Origin of the sequence: Pseudoroseomonas sp. WGS1072 (assembly GCF_049340465.1) — a bacterium.
GTDB lineage: Bacteria > Pseudomonadota > Alphaproteobacteria > Acetobacterales > Acetobacteraceae > Pseudoroseomonas.
Window position 1 is genome coordinate 1,542,945 of sequence record NZ_JBMPSU010000001.1, and the last position, 15,012, is coordinate 1,557,956.

The 15,012-nt window shown below is 75.9% G+C and carries 6 protein-coding genes; all 6 read right to left on the reverse strand.

Annotated features, from left to right (window positions below):
- Positions 1–7: 7 nt before the first annotated feature.
- The 6 genes from ctaD to ACF3NH_RS07410 all read right to left on the reverse strand — a co-directional run bounded on the left by ctaD (position 8) and on the right by ACF3NH_RS07410 (position 14,989).
- The gene (ctaD, locus tag ACF3NH_RS07385) at positions 8–2,533 is read right to left on the reverse strand and encodes a cytochrome c oxidase subunit I (RefSeq protein ID WP_422922388.1); all 2,526 of its coding nucleotides are present in this window, start codon (positions 2,531–2,533) and stop codon (positions 8–10) included.
- Positions 2,530–3,504: a cytochrome c oxidase subunit II gene (coxB, locus tag ACF3NH_RS07390; RefSeq protein WP_422922389.1), complete on the reverse strand. Its 975-nt coding sequence runs from the start codon at positions 3,502–3,504 to the stop codon at positions 2,530–2,532. Before coxB ends, ctaD begins: the two co-directional genes overlap by 4 nt.
- Before the next feature lie 81 nt (positions 3,505–3,585).
- Complete coding sequence (locus tag ACF3NH_RS07395) at positions 3,586–4,917, reverse strand: capsule biosynthesis protein (RefSeq protein ID WP_198366947.1); 1,332 nt, start codon at positions 4,915–4,917, stop codon at positions 3,586–3,588.
- A gap of 35 nt (positions 4,918–4,952) precedes the next feature.
- Positions 4,953–6,167: a dATP pyrophosphohydrolase gene (locus ACF3NH_RS07400; protein WP_422922390.1), complete on the reverse strand. Its 1,215-nt coding sequence runs from the start codon at positions 6,165–6,167 to the stop codon at positions 4,953–4,955.
- Positions 6,164–7,498 carry an aminotransferase class I/II-fold pyridoxal phosphate-dependent enzyme gene (locus tag ACF3NH_RS07405; RefSeq protein WP_198366945.1) on the reverse strand — a complete coding sequence of 445 codons (1,335 nt, stop codon included), beginning with the start codon at positions 7,496–7,498 and terminating at the stop codon, positions 6,164–6,166. The genes ACF3NH_RS07400 and ACF3NH_RS07405 overlap by 4 nt, the downstream gene beginning before the upstream one ends.
- Before the next feature lie 66 nt (positions 7,499–7,564).
- On the reverse strand, positions 7,565–14,989 hold the full coding sequence (locus ACF3NH_RS07410; protein ID WP_422922391.1) for an SDR family NAD(P)-dependent oxidoreductase: 7,425 nt from the start codon (positions 14,987–14,989) through the stop codon (positions 7,565–7,567).
- Positions 14,990–15,012: the final 23 nt, after the last annotated feature.

Consider the following 15,012-nt stretch of genomic DNA (forward strand, 5'->3'; position numbering starts at 1 on the left):
GCTTGCCTCATCCGACCAGCGGGAAGAGGGCGACGGTCGCCAGGGTGACGAAGCCGGTCAGCGCCGCGAAATGCCAGTAGAGGACGACATTGTGCAGGTCGATGTCGTGCTCGGGGGTCAGCCGGCCGGCCAGGCTGCGGGCCAGGGCGTAGAAGCTCATGACGATGCCGAGCGCGAGGTGCAGCGCCGCCCAGATCAGCAGCACCCAGACGGCGGCGGGATAGGCGTGGCTGGTCGGGTCCAGCCCTTCCGCCCAGGGGCCGGCCAGCATGGCCAGGGCGCCCGCCGCCGCCAGCAGCGCCGCGCCGGCCAGCGCCGCGCGGGGCGCCGCGATGCCGCCCTGCCCGCTCCAGCGCCGTGCCGCCAGCATCAGCCCCCAGGCGCCCGCGGTGGCGAGCGCGGCGAGGCCGGGCCAGAGCAGGCCGGGCCCCAGGGGCAGGCCGTCGGGCCCGGGCGGCGGGAAGACCGGGTGGATGGTCCAGAAGTAGAAGTAGCTGAAGACCAGGCTGGCGAAGGCGGTCATGTCGCCGGTCATGGTGATGAACATCGCCCACCAGCCGACGGAGCGGATGCCCGAGGCGTAGAGCGGCAGCGCGACGCCCTGCCCGATGTCCTTCTCGCGCTTCTCCGGGATCACCGCCGTGCCGCGCCAGAGCCAGAGGATGATGGCGGCCATGGCGGCGAGGCCAAGGACCAGCCCCGCCCGGTAGAGGTGGAAGGTGGTCAGGATGAAGACCGCGCCGGTCAGCGCCGCCGCGATCATCGGCAGGAAGCTGTTGCCGGGCACGCGCAGGCACTGGATCGGCCGCGCGTCGAGCACGGAGGTGACGAGCGTCTCGCGCCGGCCCTCCTCCGCGTCGGGCAGGAACTCCAGGCCCTGGTCGACACGGCGCGGCAGGTCCGGATCGTCCCAGAGCGGGTAGCGCGAGCGGATGGCGGGCACGCTGCGCACGCCGTATTCCGGCCCCGGCAGCGGGTTCAGCCATTCCAGCGTGCCGGCGTTCCACGGGTTGCGCGGCGCCTGCGGGCGGCGGCGATAGCCCCAGACGGCGTCCCAGGTGAAGAGCAGCACGCCGGCGGCGAAGACCGCGGCGCCGATCGAGGAGACCAGGTTCAGCGTGTCCCAGCCGATGCCGGCGGGATAGGTGAAGACGCGGCGCGGCATGCCGCGCAGCCCGGTGACGTGCATCGGCAGGAAGGCGATGTTGAAGCCCAGGAACATCAGCCAGAACACCCAGCGGCCCAGCCGGTCGGAGAGCTTCCGCGCCATCACCAGCGGGAAGTAGTAGTAGGCGCCGGCGATCAGCGGCAGCACCATGCCGCCGATCAGCACGTAGTGCAGGTGCGCGACGACGAAATAGCTGTCGTGCGCCTGCCAGTCGAAGGGGGCGATGGCCACCATCACGCCGGTCAGCCCGCCGATGATGAAGATGGCGAGCGCGCCGGCGGCGAAGAGCATCGGCACCGAGCGCGTCATGCGCCCCGCCAGCATGGTGGCGAGGAAGACGAAGATCTGCACGCCCGTGGGGATCGCCACCGCCTCGGAGGCGGCGGAGAAGAAGCCGAGCGAGATCGCCGGCAGGCCCACGGTGAACATGTGGTGGACCCACAGACCGAAGCTCAGGAAGCCGGTGCCGACGGCGGCGAGCACGATCCAGGAATAGCCGATGATCGGCCGCCGCGCGAAGGTCGGCACGATCATCGCCAGCAGCGCGATCGAGGGCAGGAAGACGATATAGACCTCGGGGTGGCCGAAGATCCAGAACAGGTGCTGCCACAGCACCGGGTCGCCGCCGCGGCTGACGTCGAAGAAGGGCCAGCCGGCCAGCCGCTCCAGCTCGAACAGGATGTCGCCCGCGATCAGCGGCGGGAAGGCGAAGAGGATCATGCCGCCGACGATCAGCACGTACCAGCAATAGAGCGGCATGGTGTTGATGCGCATCCCCGGCGGCCGGCACTTCAGCACGCCGACGATGAGCTCGACGGCGGCGGCGATCGAGGCGACCTCGATGAAGGAGAGGCCCAGTAGCCAGATATCGGCGCCGACGCCGGTGAGCGCGGGGTCGGTGGTCAGAGGCGGGTACATGAACCAGCCGGCATCGGGGGCGGCGTTGAAGAGGATCGAGCCGCAGACGAAGATCCCGCCGATCAGGAAGCACCAGTAGCCATAGGCGGACAGGCAGGGGAAGGGCAGGTCGCGCGCCGCCAGCATGGTGGGCAGGATGAGGATCGCCACCGCCTCGAAGATCGGCACGGCGAACAGGAACATCATCGCCGTGCCGTGCAGCGTGAAGGCCTGGTTGTAGAGCCCGGCCGGGATCAGGTCGTTGTCCGGCACGGCGAGCTGCGCCCGCACCAGCAGCGCCAGCGCGCCGGCGAAGAGGAAGAACAGGAAGGCGGTGGCGGTGTACCATCGCCCCACCTCGGTGTTGTTCACCGCCGACCAGTAGCGCAGACCCCGGGGCGTCTCCCAGGCCTGCTCCAGCCGCGCCTCCTGCGCCGCGCGGCGGGCCTCGTCCGGCGCCGCGCTCATCGCAGGTCTCCGAGCCAGCCGGCGATGGCCTCGAGCTCGCCGCGCGGCAGCATGGCGTAGTCCGGCATGCGCGCGGCCGGCTTGATCTGGCCGACCCGCGCGATGAAGGCGGCGCGCTGCGCGGCGGTGTTCTCCAGGATGCCGGCGCCGAGGCCGCGCCGGCCGCCGAGATGCGTCAGGTCCGGCCCGATCACGCCGCGCGCCGGGGTGCCGCGCACGCTGTGGCAGGCGCCGCAGCCATGCTTCAGGAAGGCCTCGCGGCCCGGCCCCGCGGCGGTGGCCGGCGCCGCCTCGCGCGCCAGGAAGGCGGCGAAGTCCGCGGGCTCCATCACCTCGACCTCGAAGGCCATCAGCGCGTGCGAGGCGCCGCAGAACTCGGCGCAGGCCCCGCGGTAGAGCCCCGCCTTCCGCGGCTCCAGCACCAGGCGGTTGGTGCGGCCGGGGATCATGTCCATCTTGCCGGCCAGGTTCGGTATCCAGAAGGAATGGATGACGTCGCGCGCGGAGAGGCGCAGCTCGACCCGCTCGCCGCGCGGCAGGCGCAGCGCGTTGGCGCTGACCACCGGGGCGCCGCCGGGCGGGTGATAGCGGACGCGCCACCAGAACTGCTCGGCCTCGACCTCGACGAGGAGCGGCCCGCCGGGGGCGCGCAGCGCCGGCATCAGCACCAGGCCGTACACCAGCAGCACGGCGAGCAGCAGCGTCGGCACCACCGCGCCGCCCCAGAGGATCAGGCGCCCCGCGGCGCGCGGGCTCCAGGGCCGGGCGCGGCGCCGGGCGGCATGCAGCGAGAGCGCCAGCATCAGCAGCCAGATGACGGTGCCGGCGGCCAGCATGACCCAGAACAGGCGCGCCAGCTCGGCCGCCTCGAAACCCGCTGGGTCCAGCGCGGACTGGATGCCGGAGCAGCCGGGCAGCAGCAGGCCTCCGCCGGCACGCCAGAGACCTGTCATGCCGGAGGTGTTGCGCAAATCCCCAAGCTCCCGCTGCCCCGCCGTGCAACGCCGGAAGCCGCGCCCGGTTTCGGGACCGGCCCGCGCGGCGGCGCGACCTCAGGCCGGCTGGGGAGGATAGGCCTGCTGCCGCTCCGGCCGGATGTACCAGCCCGGCGCGGCCGTGCCGGGATCCTCGTCCGGCGCCATCAGCTCCGGCACCGGCTGGTTGAGCCGCCCGTGGTGCAGCCGGTGCACCGCGCCGCGCACGGCGACATCCAGGCCGGGCCGGTTGTAGTAGACGCCGCGGATATGCAGGCTGTGCGCGATGCAGCGCAGGAAGCCCTCGCGCAGCGGGATCTCGGGCGGCTTCGCCTCGGTCCAGAAGCGGTCGAGCGGGCCGGAGAAGACCAGGCCGGGGATGCGGTAGATCGCCTCGCCGAGCGCGAAGGTCGGCGTGTGGTCGATGATGGCGCGCAGGCCCACCGTGCTGTTCACCGTCACCACGCCCTGCACCTGCTCCACGATGGCGCCGAGGTTGCCGCCGCCGAGATAATGCATCCGCTCCTGCAATCCGTATTGCCGGGCGATGCGGGCGCTGCGCCGCTTCCAGTTCTTCATGCCCGGATCAAGCGGATGCACCTTCACCAGCAGGTGCGCGTCCGCCGGCGCATGGGCCGCGAAGCTGGCGGCCACCTCGTGCAGCACGGTGTCGAGGTCGCGATACCGGGAATAGGCGCGGATGGAGAAGTCGGTCTCCATCTGCATCGCCATCAGGAAGAGCGGCCCGCGCCCGGTCAGGCGCTTCAGGATGGCGTCCGCCCGCCGGTTGCTGGCGCCGCGCCGCAGCAGCCGCCAGGCGACGCCGAGATAGACCGGGATCGGGTGGTGCAGCTGGTGGCTGTCGTAATGCGGGAAGGGCCAGGGCATCAGGCTGGCCAGATGGTAGAGCATGTCCCAGGCCGCCTGGCTGCGGAAGTCGTCATGATGGCGCACGGCGAGGTCGGGCGGCGGCAGCTTCGCGCCCTCGCGCACGATGGCCTCCGGGTCGCGGGTGAAGCGGCTGGCGGCGTTCATGCCGTCGCGCTCCAGGACGATCCAGTCGGGGCGGATATAGCCGAAATCGGTCACCGCCACGCGGATGCCGCGCGCCTCGGCGGCGGCGATGGCGACCTTGTTGTAGGGCCGCTGCTCGCCGATCAGCACCATGTCGGTGATGCCGTGCCGGTCCAGGAAGGCGGCAATGAAGTCCGGCCATTCGGCGGCGCGGCCCCGGAAATCGACGGCGCCGGGGCCGCGCCAGAAGAAGCGGTCGCCGAGATTGAGGTTGATGCGATGGACCTGATGGCCTAGCGCCCGCAGCCCGGCGCCGACCTCATCGAAGAAGGGCGAGATCGGCCCCTGCAGGAACAGGAAGCGCTTGGGTGGAGGAGGAGGGGCCGCGGCCGACATCGTTGCACCCTTGAAAGCGGGTGGCGCGAACCCTGTCAATCTGTGGATGCAATGACGGCCCGATTGGCAGCCAGGGGCAGTGGAGCGCCCCAGATCCGCCATCGGCCCGTGACGGGCGCGGGGAGGCTGTCCATCAGCCGCAGCATGCCGCGATGGTCCTCCAGGATCCAGGAGATCTCGACCCGCCGCCAGCCGCGGCGCTCGGCATGGCCGATCGCGGCCGCCAGCAGCGCGCCGGCGGCCATGCGCCCGGCCTCGGTGCCACGCCAAGCACGGCGGATGCCAAACATCGGCAGCCGTGCGCTGCCCTGGCCATCGATCAGGGCGCGCAGCATCCGCGCCCAGCCCAGCGGCAGCAGCCGGCCATCGAGCCGCGCGGTGGCGGCCTCGACATTCGGCAGCAGCATGGCGAGCCCGATCGGCTCGCCGCGCCATTCGGCGAAATAGCCGCCGCCGGCCAGCAGCATGGGGCGCAACAGCCGCTTCATGGTGCCGGCCTCGGCGGCGGAGACCGGCAGCGCGCCCCAGTTCTCCGCCCAGGCGTCGTTGAACATGTCGCGGATCAGCGCGACCTCGCGCCCGAGGCCCCGGCGCCGCAGCGGCCGGATGCGCAGTTCGCCGCGCCCGGACCAGGCGGCGAGGCGCGGAGCGAAGGCCGCGCGGTGCGACTCGGTGGCGGTGTCGAGGGTGCAGGCCAGCACGTCCTTCTCCCGGGCCAGGCCGAGCGCGTCGAGCATCGGCGGCAGCCAGGCGGGATTGCGCGGCATGCGCGGCATGGGCAGCGCGCCACCCTCGACCAGCAGGCCGATCTCGTGGTTGATCGTGAAGGAGAAGGGACCCCGCAGGCGCGTCGCGCCCCGCTCCGCCAGCCAGCCGGCGGCCGTGTCGAGCAACGCGGCCAGCACCGCCGGGTCGCGCTCCAGCGCCAGGAAGCCGAAGCTGCCGAGGCCCGCCGTCGCGGCGCCGTCGCGCGGCCAGGCGGCGGCGATGCGGCCCACCGGGCGGCCGTCGCGCCAGGCCAGCCAGCGCGGCACCGTCCATTCGGCGAGCGCGGTGTTGAAGCCAGCGTCGAAGATGCGCCTTGTGTCGGCGAAGAGCGGCACCGACCAGCCGGCGGCGGCGCCGCCCAGCAGCGCCGGCAGGCGGATGAAGAGCTCGGCCTCGGCCGGGGTGGTGACGCGGCGGATCTCCGTCCCGGCGGCGCTGAGGCCGACCGGTCCGGCCGGGAAGGCGCCGCCCTGCCGGGTCATGCCAGGCCCGGCAGGGATTCCACCCGGCCGATGCCGGCGGCGGCCTCGGCCAGCGCGGTGGCGGCGTGGTCGAGATCGGCCTCGCTGTGGTCGGCGGAGAGGAAGAAGCGCAGCCGTGCCGACTGCTCCGGCACGGCCGGGAAGATCACCGTCTGCACCGCGACGCCGCGCTCTAGCAGCGCCGCCGCCACCTTCACCGTGCGCACCGAGGAGCCGAGGACCACCGGCAGGATGGCCCCGCCCTGGCCCGCTCCGGTGTCGAAGCCGCGCGCCCGGATGCGCTCGCGGAGCGCCCGGCCGTTGGCCTGCAGCCGCGCCACGCGCTCCGGCTCGGCGCGCAGGATGCGCAGCGCTTCCAGCGCGGCGGCGGCCAGCGGCGGCGCCAGCCCGACGGAATAGACCGAGCCCGGCGCGGTGTGGCGCAGCCAGTCGATCACGTCGGCCCGCGCGGCGATATAGCCGCCGCAGGCCGACAGGGTCTTGGACAGCGTGCCCATCCAGAGATCGACGCCGGCCGGGTCGACACCCTGCGCCTCGGCCACGCCGCGCCCGGTGGCGCCGAGCACGCCGAGGCTGTGCGCCTCGTCCACCATCAGCCAGGCGTCGTGCCTGCGGGCGATGCCGACGCAGCGCGCCAGATCCGGCGCGTCGCCATCCATGCTGTAATGGCCCTCGACCAGCAGCAGGGCGCGGGTCGAGGCCCCCTGGGCGCCGCGCCGCGCCGCCGCCATCTCGCGCTCGGCCGCCGCCATGTCGTTGTGCGCGAAGGGGATGCGGCGCGCGCCCGAGAGGCGGATGCCCTCGGTGCAGGAATTGTGGATGGCGGCGTCATGCACCACGATGTCGCGCGGGCCCATCAGGTGGCCGATGGTGGTGACGTTGGTGGCATGGCCGGAGACGAAGGTCAGCGCCGCCTCGGCGCCGTGCCATTCGGCCAGCGCCGCTTCCAGCGCGAGATGCAGGTCGCGCTCGCCCGAGGTGATGCGCGAGCCGGACGGCGAGACGCCGTAGCGCTCGATCGCCGCCTTCGCCGCCGCCTGCACGCGCGGATCGTCGTTCAGGCCGAGATAGTTGTAGCTGGCGAAGTTCACCACCTCGCGCCCGCCGATGCGGCTGTGCGCCCCGGCCAGCCCGTCATGCGCGCGGAAGAAGGGCTGGCGCAGGTCGAGCGATTCGATGGCGGTCTTCAGCAGGGCGAAGTCGCGCATGCCGGGGAGCGTCGTGAAGTCGCGCGCGCTGCCGGCATCGGCGCGCGGGGCGGCGCTGTCGCGGCGGCGCGAGAGGCGGGCGAGCAGCGCCATGCGGGCGGTGGCGGACAGTCCGACGGTCATGCGCGTGCTTCCCTGGTCCTCATGGACGCCTCCGCCACGGGGTGCCGCCCCTGCGGGAGAGAGACCTCATTCCGCCGCCGCCTCCGGCGTCGCCGCCCGGCTCGGCTCGAACTGCTCGACCAGCCCGGCCAGCCCGTCATCGCCGCCGCCCAGGCCCTCGGCCAGCTTGCGCGCCAGGCTGTCGATGGTCAGCTCCTCCGTCACCGAGGCGAGCGGCACCGGCATCGCCAGGCGCTGCTCCAGCGCGCCGCGCAGCTCCAGCCCCCCCAGGCTGTCGAGGCCGAGGCCGGCGACCGGCGCGTCCACCGGCACCGCCTCGGGCGGCAGGCGCAGGATGCGCGCCACCTCCTCCTGCACCGTCTGGCGCAGCAGGGCGCGGGCGGCCTCGGGCGGCAGGGACTGCAGATGCGCGCGCAGCCCGCCGGCCTCGGGCAGGGGCTCGGCGCGGCCGCGCACCCGCGAGAACAGCGGCTCCTCCAGGATCGGCAGCGCCATGCGCGCCTCGCGCCAGCCGACGCGGGCGAGGGCCAGGACCGGCGCGCCGCTGGCCAGCATGGCCGGCAGGGCCGAGAGCGCCTCGGCGGCCGTCATGGCCTCGACGCCGAGGCGCCGCGCCAGGGTCCCGGCGGTGGCGGCATCGCCGGCCAGCACGCCCGCATCGGCGATCGGGCCCCAGCCCACCGCCAGCGCCGGCAGCCCCTCCGCCCGCCGGCGCCGCGCCAGCGCCTCCAGCGCCATGTTGGCGGCCACGTAGTTCGCCTGTCCCGGATTGCCCATGGCCGTGGTGGCCGAGGAAAACAGGAGGAAGAGCTTCACCGGATCCTGGCGCGTCAGCCGGTCCAGCGCCTCGGCGGCGGCGAGCTTCGGCGCCAGCACGGCGGCGAAGCGCCGCGCGTCCAGCGCGGTGGCCGCGGCATCATCGAAGACGGCGGCGGCCTGGACGACGCCGACCAGCGGCCGCCCCTCGGCGCGGATGCGGGCCAGCGCGCCCTCCAGCGCCGCCGGATCGGCGGCATCGGCGGCGTGCAGGCTGGCGCGGGCGCCGAGCGCGGCCAGGGCGCGCAGCGCCGCGTCGGCGCCGGGCGCCGTGCCGCCGCGCCGCGACAGCAGGGCGAGGTCGGTGGCGCCGCGCGCCGCCAGCCACTTGGCGCATTCGAAGCCGAAGCCCTGCGTGCCGCCGACCACCAGGATGGTGCCGGCAGGCGGCGCCCAGCCGGCGCCGGCGGGGCGGGCGGGCTCGGGCAGCGGCGGCGGGGCCAGCACCAGCTTGCCGATATGGGCGCTGGCCTGCAGCGTGCGGAAGGCGGCCTCGGCCTCCGCCGCCGGGCGCAGGGCATGGGGCAGCGGCGACAGGGTGCCGGCCCCGATACGGGCGGCGATCTCGCCCAGCAGGGCGCCGGCCAGCTCCGGCCGCGCGCTCGGCAGCTGATCCACATCGACGCCGAAATAGGTGATGTTCTGCCGGAAGGGGCGCAGGCCGAGGCGGCGGTTCTCGAAGAAGTCCCGCTTGCCCAGCTCGACGAAGCGGCCGAAGGGCGCGACGAGGCTGAGGCTGCGCTCCATCGCCTCGCCGGCCAGGGAGTTCAGCACGACATCCACGCCGCCCGGCCAGGCGGCACGCAGCCGGTCGGCGAAGCCGGGGTCGCGGCTGTCCAGCACCAGCTCCGCCCCGGCGGCCCGCAGGAAGGCGCGCTTGGCGGCGCTGCCGGCGGTGGCGGCGACCCGGGCCCCGGCGGCGCGCGCCACCTGCAGCGCGGCGAGGCCGACGGCGCCGGCGCCGCCATGGATCAGCACCGTCTCGCCGCGCCGCAGCCTGGCGCAATGCTCCAGCGCGTAGATCGCCGTCATGAAGGCGACCGGCAGGCCGGCGGCGGCGGCGAAGCCGAGCCCGTCCGGCAGGCGGGCCAGGGCCGCGCCGCGCGTCAGCACCCGGCTGGCCAGGGCGGCGGGGGCGAAGCCGAACACCGCCTCGCCGGGCTGGAAGCCGCTGCCCGGCCCGGCCCGCTCGACCAGCCCGGCCATCTCCATCCCCAGCGTCGGCCCGGCGAAGCCCGAGAGCAGCGCCTCCTCCGGCAACAAGCCCTGCGCCCACATCAGGTCGCGGAAGTTCAGCCCGGCGGCGGAGACGCGCACCGTGACCTCGCCGGGGCCGGGTTCGGGCAGGTCGAAGGCCTCCCAGCCCAGCGTGCCGAGCTGGCCGGGCTGGCGCACGACGAGGCGGGCCGGGCCGCGCGGCGCCGCCGGCGGGGCCGCGCCCGGGCGCAGGCGCGGCCGCAGACAGGCGCGGGCCGAGAGCAGCAGCTCGGGCTCGCGCGCCGCGCCGGCCCCGGAGGACGGATCGGCCGAGGGATCGGCCGAGGGATTGGGCAGCAACTCCGGCAGCAGGCGGGCGAGGGCGCGTTCCTCCGGCATGGTGGCGAGTCCGATTCGGCGCGGCCGCAGGCCCGGCATCTCGTTGGCCAGCACACGGCCAAGGCCGAGCAGCGCCGCCGCCTCGGGCTCCCGCGCGGTGTCGCCGAGCAGCAGGGTGAGGCTGGCGGCGCTGCCCTGCGCCGCCTCGGCCAGGCGCGTCACCCGGGCGAGGGTGGCGGGGAGCGCCGCGGCGTCCGGGCGCGCCAGCAGCAGCACGTGCCGGTCCTGCAGCTGGCGCGGCGCGATCCGCGCGGCCTCCTCCAGCCCGTGGTGCTCGACCCGCGCCCCGGCGGTCTCCAGCGCGGCGCCGAGCGCCTGGGCCAGGGCGGCGCTGGGGGGATCGGCCTGCAGATGGAAGAAGCCCCGGGCGTCGGCGGCAGCCGGGGCCGTCCGCGCGGCGCGGGGCAGGGCGCGGGCGGCCACCAGCAAAGCGGGCCAGGGGGCGGCGACCAGCTCCGAGACCCAGGCCCGCTGCCATTCCGGCGCCGCGCAGGCGGTCTCCCAGGCGGCGGCGGCGGGCAGGGGCGGGGCGCCGTTCTCCCACCAGCCGGCGTCCTGGCCGCAGGCGAAGCTCCAGGCGCGGCCGGGCTGCGGCTCGGCCAGCAGCAGGGTGCCCCCTTCGGACAGGGCGGCGGAGAGGGCGGGCAGCAGGGCGGTGCCCAGGCGGCCGCGCGCGGCGGCGGCCAGCCCCACCACGAGATCGGCGGGCCCCGGCGGCGGCCCGGCCCCGGGCTGCCAGAGCGCCAGGGTGTAGTCGACCCGGCCGGTCAGCGGCGGCAGGGTGGCGGCCAGCGCCTCCTCCGGCGCCGCGGCGGCGGTGTAGTGGACGGCGCGGCCGCTGCCGCCCAGCACCGCCAGCAGCGCGCGGGTCAGCGGGCCGCCCTGCGCGCCCACCTCGAGCACGCGCAGCGGCCGGTCCTCCGGCCATTCCTGCACCAGCCGCGCCACGGCCTGGGCCAGGACGGCCGCCAGCCGCTCGAAGCCGGCGGCCTCCGGCGGCGGGCTGTCCGGGGCCTGGTCGGCAGGCGCGGGGCCGGCAGGCGGGGGGCCGCTCAGGGCCAGGCCGCCGTCCAGCACCCGCGGCAGCCGCTCGGCCGCCAGGGCCAGCCAGGCCAGTTCGTGCGCGAGGCCGGGCTGCTCGGCCAGCACCGATTGCCAGATCGCGCCCGGCTCGGGCAGGTCGGGCGCCTCGGGCAGGTGCCAGCCGGCGGGGCCGGGCTCGGCCAGCCCGTCCTCGGCGAGGGCGCGCAGCAGGGCCAGGGCATAGGTCGACAGGCCGGCGGCCGGCAGCAGCCCGTCCGGCCGGGCGCGGGCGCGCAGCGCGGCATGGGCGCTGGCCACCACATGGCCCTCCAGCAGCAGGGCGGTCTCGGCCAGGTCGCGGCTGGCATCCTCGGCGAGGCCGGCGCCGACGGCGGCATCCAGGTCGAGGGCGGGCGGCGCCCCGGGCCGCGGCGAAGGCTCGTCCTCGACGCGGAACAGCGCCTCCTCCACGCGCGGCGGCGGCGCCAGCCGGAAGCGCTGCATCCAGCAGTCCTCGAGCCGCGCCACCAGCCGCCCGCTGCCGTCGCGCAGCGCCACGTGGCACTGGTCCGATCGCGTGCCGCGATGGCCGCGGCGGAGATCCGCGGTGACCGGCACGGGCGCGCCGCGCCGCAGCACCATGCGCCCCAGCCGGACCGGCGCGGCGGCGCGGCCGTCATCCTCGCCGGCGCGGGCCAGCAGCTCCAGCATGCCCTGCAGCGCGCCATCGAGGCGCACCGGATGGATCAACCAGCCGGCCTCGTCCGGCGGGGCCTCGGGCGGCAGGGCGAGGGCGAGGCGGAGGGCGGCGCCATCCCCGGCCAGCCGCATCCGCGTCACCGGCCGGAAGGCCGGGCCGTAGTCGAGGTGGAAGCGCGCGGCGGAGGCGACCAGCGCGGCGCCCGGCGCCTCCTCACCCTCCCCGGCCGGCGGCACGGCGAGGGCTTCTGCCAGGGCCTCCAGCGGGGCCGGGCCGATCGTGCCGCGCGCATGCAGCGTCCAGCCTTCGGCGGACAGGCGCGGCCGGCTCTCGATCAGGAACAGCCCGGCCTCGGGCTCCACCGTGCAGCGCAGCTCCCGCGTCGCGGCCGAGACCGGCAGGGCGCGCAGGATCAGCGTGTCGCGCAGCTCCAGCGCCGGGGCCTCGGGGAAGAAGCGCGCGGCGGCGGCCAGCGCCAGGTCCAGCATGGCGGCCGCCGGCAGCACCGCCTCCCCGGCCAGGCGGTGATCCGCCAGCCAGGGCTCGAGGGCGGTGTCGAGCAGGCGCGACCAGCGGCCCGGCTCGGTGCCGTGGCGCTGGCCGAGCAGGGGATGATCGGTCAGCGGGTCGGTCAGCCGGGCGGATTCGGCGCTGGGCGTGAACCAGTGGCGCTGCCGGTCGAACGGGGTGAGGGGCAGGCCGCGGCGCAGCGCCGGCCCCTGCCAGGAGGGGCCCCGGCGCGGATCGGCGCCCTGCGTGATGGCGCGGTCGGCCAGCGCGGGAAACGGATCGCCCGGCGGGTCGCGGCGCGACAGGCCCGGCAGGACCGGCGCCTCGGCCTCGGCGGCGCGCAGGCTCTCGCGCAGGTAGGATTGCAGGACCGGATGCGGCCCGATCTCGAGGAAGAGCCGCGCGCCATGGTCCACCGCGGCCTGCACCGCGGCCCGGAAGCGCACCGGCTCGCGCAGGTTGCGCCACCAGTATTCCGCGTCCAGCGCCGGTCCGGGCAGCTTGCCGCCGGTCACGGAGGAGAGGAAGGCGATGCGCTCCGGGCCGCCGCGCAGCCCGGCGAGGTCGGCGGACAGCGCCGCGCGCGCCGGCTCCATGGCGGCGGAATGGAAGGCGTAATCGAGGTCGAGCCGCACGGCCGAGAGGCGCCGCGCCTTCGCCGCCTCGAGCAGCGCCTCGATCGCCGCCTCGGGGCCGGCGACGGTGATGGCGTCGGGCGCGTTGTAGGCGGCGATCTCCGCCCGCCAGCCGGCCTCGTCCGCGGGCAGGGCGGCCAGCAGGGGGGCGGCCTCGTCCGGCCCGGCGCCGAGCGCCGCCATGCGGCCGAAGCCGCGCCGGGCGTGCTGCGCGCGGGAGCGGGCGACCACCAGCCGCACCGCCTGCTCCAGCGTCAGGATGCCCGCCGCCAGCGCCGCCGCCACCTCGCCCACCGAATGGCCGAGGCAGAGATCCGGCCGCAGCCCCTCGGCGGCCAGCGCGGCCAGCATGCCGTGCTGCACCAGGAAGAGCAGCGGCTGGGCATGGTCGGTCCCGGCCAGGGCCTCGGCGGTGACGCCCTCGGCCAGCAGCGCGGCGCCGGACCAGCCGGTGAGCGGGGCGAGGAGGCTGTCGGCCTGCTCGACGGCGGCACGGAAGGCGGCGTTGTGCGCCATGGCCTCGCGCGCCATGCCGGGGAACTGGCTGCCATTGCCGGAGAAGACGAAGGCCATGCCGCCCGTGGCGGGGCGCCGCGCCACGCCCTGGCGGACCGCGGTCGGCCGCCCGCCGGCGAGCCAGGACTCCAGCCCGGCGCGCAGCGCGGCGCGGTCGGTGCCGCGCAGCGCCAGCCGGTGGGCATGCAGGTCGCGGTGGCGCGCGGCGCCGCGCAGCAGGGCGGGCAGGCCAGGCTCGGCGGCCGTGTCCAGCCGGTCCCGCCAGCGGGCCGCCAGGCCGCGCAGCGCCGCCTCCGAGCGGGCGCTGAGCAGCAGCGGCGGCGGTGGCCCCTCCGCCGCCGTTCCGCCCCCCGCTCCGGCTCCGGCTCCGGCGGGAGCCGGTGGCGCGCCCAGCAGCAGCGTCGCGTTGGTGCCGCCGAAGCCGAAGCTGTTGACGCCGATCACCGCGTCCGGACCGATCTCGACCCGCTCCAGCGCGGTGGGGACGCGGATGTTCAGCCCGGCGAAGTCGATGTTCGGATTGGGCTCGCGGAAGTGCAGGTTGGGCGGCAGCGCGCCATGCTCCAGCACCAGCAGGGCCTTGAGCAGCCCGGCCATGCCGGAGGCCGGCTCCAGATGGCCGATATTGGTCTTCACCGAGCCGACCGGCAGCGGTGCGGCGCGGCCCTGGGCCAGGGCGGTGCCGATGGCCCAGCTCTCCGCCGGGTCGCCGGCCTGGGTGCCGGTTCCGTGCGCCTCGAAATAGGCCAGGGCCTCGCGCCGCACGCCGCTCTCGGCCAGGACGCGCTCCAGCAGCGCCGCCTGCGCCTCGCGGTCGGGGAGCGAGAGGCCGATGGTGCGGCCGGCGGCATTGGTGCCGGTGCCGAGAAGGACGCCGCGGATGGCGTCGCCCGCCGCCAGCGCGGCGGCCAGCGGCTTCAGCACGACGAGGCCGGCGCCCTCGCCGCGCACATAGCCGTCCGCCGCCGCGTCGAAGGCCTGGCAGCGGCCCCGGGCCGAGAGCATGCCGGCGCGCGAGAAGCCGATGAAGGCGAAGGGCGAGAGCAGCAGCTGCACGCCGCCGACCAGCGCCGCCTCGACGCGGCCGGCGCGCAGCGCCGCCACGGCGGCGTCGAGCGCGACGAGCGAGGAGGAGCAGGCTGTGTCCACCGTCTGGCCCGGGCCGCGCAGGTCGAAGACGTTGGTCAGGCGGTTGGCCAGGATCGACAGGGTGTTGCCGGTCATGAAGTACCGGTCGGTGCCCGCCGCGTCGCCCAGGCGCAGCTCGGCATGGTCGGTCGAGGAGCCGCCGATCCAGACGCCGATGGCGCGGCCGGCCAGGCGGCTGGCCGGCCAGCCGGCATCCTCCAGCGCCTCCGAGGCCACCTCCAGCAGCAGGCGCTGCTGCGGGTCCATCTCCACCGCCTCGCGCGGGGAGAGGCCGAAGGCGGGGGCGTCGAAGCCGGCGATGTCGCCCAGATGGCCGGCGGCGAAGCTGTAGCTGCGGCCCGGCTCGCCCTTGCGCGGGTGGTGGAAGGCGGCCTGGGCGAAGCGATCGGCCGGCAGGGTGCCGACGGCGTCGGAGCCGCTTTCCAGCAGCCGCCAGAAGGCGTCGAGATCGGGCGCGCCGGGCAGGCGGCAGGCGGCGCCGACGATGGCGATGGCGCCGCCCGCCGGGCGCGGCGGGTTGGGCGGGCGCTGCGGCATGGCGTTCATGAGGAGGGTTCCGCGCGGCGGCG

Coding starts and splice junctions, on each gene's coding strand:
- ctaD (WP_422922388.1), bottom strand. CDS start 2,533: ATGAGCGCGGCGCCGGACGAGGCCCGCCGCGCGGCGCAGGAGGCGCGG.
- ACF3NH_RS07395 (WP_198366947.1), bottom strand. CDS start 4,917: ATGTCGGCCGCGGCCCCTCCTCCTCCACCCAAGCGCTTCCTGTTCCTG.
- ACF3NH_RS07400 (WP_422922390.1), bottom strand. CDS start 6,167: ATGACCCGGCAGGGCGGCGCCTTCCCGGCCGGACCGGTCGGCCTCAGC.
- ACF3NH_RS07405 (WP_198366945.1), bottom strand. CDS start 7,498: ATGACCGTCGGACTGTCCGCCACCGCCCGCATGGCGCTGCTCGCCCGC.
- ACF3NH_RS07410 (WP_422922391.1), bottom strand. CDS start 14,989: ATGAACGCCATGCCGCAGCGCCCGCCCAACCCGCCGCGCCCGGCGGGC.